The organism is Frankia sp. AgKG'84/4, from assembly GCF_023242965.2.
Taxonomy (GTDB): domain Bacteria; phylum Actinomycetota; class Actinomycetes; order Frankiales; family Frankiaceae; genus Frankia.
On sequence record NZ_JALKFU020001251.1, the window covers coordinates 1 to 2,356 of the forward strand.

Annotated in this window: 2 protein-coding genes; both read right to left on the reverse strand. The window is 72.0% G+C overall.

Annotated elements, in window-relative coordinates; genetic code table 11:
• Positions 1-111: 111 nt before the first annotated feature.
• Positions 112-1,701 (reverse strand): endolytic transglycosylase MltG, encoded by a 1,590-nt coding sequence (gene mltG, locus MXD58_RS29305; protein ID WP_248839737.1) that lies wholly within the window; start codon positions 1,699-1,701, stop codon positions 112-114.
• Positions 1,698-2,210: a Holliday junction resolvase RuvX gene (gene ruvX / locus MXD58_RS29310; RefSeq protein WP_248839738.1), complete on the reverse strand. Its 513-nt coding sequence runs from the start codon at positions 2,208-2,210 to the stop codon at positions 1,698-1,700. Before ruvX ends, mltG begins: the two co-directional genes overlap by 4 nt.
• Between the last annotated feature and the right edge of the window lie 146 nt (positions 2,211-2,356).

The following is a 2,356-nucleotide window of genomic DNA, read 5'->3' on the forward strand; positions in this document are numbered from 1 at the left end:
GCACGGTGTCGTTGGTGGACAGGCAGCCGTCGGAGTCGACCCGCTCGAAGCTGACCCGGGCGCCACGGACCGGACCCGACCGGTCGCACCCCGCGAGGGCCACCGCGCCCGCTACTCCTTGCCGCCCTCGGCGAGGTACTGGGCGTACAACCGATCGAACTCCGCCTTGGTCGTGGCGAACTCGGTCACCCCACTGCGTGGCATGGAGATGAACCACAACCAGGTGCCGTCGGCGGGAGCCAGGGCGGACTTCAGCGCCCACAGCCCCGGGTTGGAGATCCCCCCGGGTGGCAGCCCCCGGTTCACCCTGGTGTTGTAGGGGTTGTCGGTCCGGTTGAGCTGCGCCTTGGACAGCGGCCCGGTGTACTCGTCCTCCGAGTAGCGGGTGGTCGAGTCCATCCCGAGGGTGCGGAACGCGCCGGTGGTGTCGCTGAGCCGGTTGTAGACCACCCGGGCCACCTTGGGCCCTTCGTCCGCGTTCGCGACCTCCTTCTCGATGATCGAGGCAACGGTCACGATGTCGGCGGGCTTCATGCCGCGCGCGGCGGCCCGGGCCTCCAGGTCGATCGAGGCCGCCTGGGCCTTGAAGCGGGTGACGAACGAGGTCATCAGCTGCAGCGGGGTGGCGCCGGGGACCAGGTCGTAGGTCGACGGGAAGAAGTAGCCCTCCAGCGTCGGGGCGTAGGCGGGGACGCCGAGCTGACTGGGGTTGTTGGCGATGGCCTGCAGCTCCGCCATCGGCGTGCCGAGCCGGTCGTGCAGGCCGGTGAGCACCTGCCGGACCGTCTCGCCTTCCTTGATGGTGAACCGGAAAAGCGCCGAGGACGCCGGGTTGAGCAGGGCGGCGAGCGCCGCGTCGGCGCTCATCTGGCTGCGCAGCCGGTAGGTACCCGGCTGGATGCCCAGCGACTTCGGGTTGGCCGCGGCGGCCTTGACGAACGCCGCGACCGACGCGGTCACGTTCGCGTCGTGCAGCTTCTGCGCGATCTGCCGGGCGGAGGCGCCCTCCGGGATCTGGATCACAGCGATGCCGCCACCGATACCGGGGTAGTCGGCGGCACTGCTGCTGGCGCCGCCGATGCGCCCGACGACCTTGCCGACGGCGAAGATGCCGAGCCCGAGCAGGGCGGCGACGACCACCAGGACGGCGACCAGCTTCGGCAGGGCGCGCGTGCGCCGCCCCGGGGGCGGGTCGTCATCCCAGCCGACACCGGGGGCACCGCCACCGTCCGCGTCGCCATCGTCCGCGCTGGAGCCCCGGCGGGCACGCCGCGGCGCCTGCTCGGCCGGGTCATCGTCGAAACCTGCGGCGCCGAAGACGCCGTCCTCGGCGTACTCGTCCTCCGGGGGAAACGCGTCGTCTGCGTACCGTTCGTCCGCGTATCCCGCGTCCGGATAGTCCGCGTCGCCGTAGCCGGCGCCGCCCCGCCCACCGCCGCGGCGGCGACGGTCCTCGTGGGAGCCACCGTCGTACCCCCGGTCCGGCTCGTCGCCGGCATAGGGCTCGTCGCCGGCATAGGGCTCGTCGTCGGCATAGGGCTCGTCGTCGGCATAGGGCTCGTCGTCGGCATAGGGCTCGTCGTCGAAGCGACCCGCGGCCCGGCGCCGACTCCCCCCGCGGGGGGAGTCGGCGGGACGTCGGGGGCGGCGCCGACCGTAGGGCTCCTCGCCGAGCATCTCGTCGAGGTGACCGCCCGTCACAGCGCGTCCTGGGGCCCGGCCACTCCACCGTCGGAGGGCGCTGGCGCCACGCCGGGCGCGCCACCGCTGCGACGGCGGCTGTCCAGGTCGTTCTGGAGGATCTGCACGGCTGCCTCCTGATCCACGAGACCGCGGCGGGCGCGGGAACGTACGCCACGCTCAGCCATTCTGCGGTGTGCCGCAACCGTGGTCAGCCGCTCGTCCACAAAACGTACGGGGACTGGGGCGATCCGCACACTGAGTACATCGGCGTACTCGCGGACGAGCTGGACCGCGCGACCCTCCTGCCCGGACAACTGCCTGGGCAGGCCCACCACGACCTCTACAGCCTGCCTGTCCCGAACGATTCCGACAAGGTCGTCTATGTCAGTATTTTTTTGGCGATCTCGTTTCAGCGTGGTGACGGGTACCGCGAGTATTCCGTCCGGGTCGCTCGCGGCTATTCCGACCCGGACGGATCCCACATCGACGCCGACCCGCACCCCGCGGGGCGCCGCCACAGCGCTCACCGGCCGGCCACCTCAGCGCGCGGTGAGTTCGGCGACCAGCCCGCGCAGCCTCGCGAACGCGGCCGCAACCAGCTCCGGTGTCCCGCCGCCACCCTGGGCGATGTCCGGTTTGCCGCCGCCCTTGCCGCCGAGCGCCGCCCACGAGT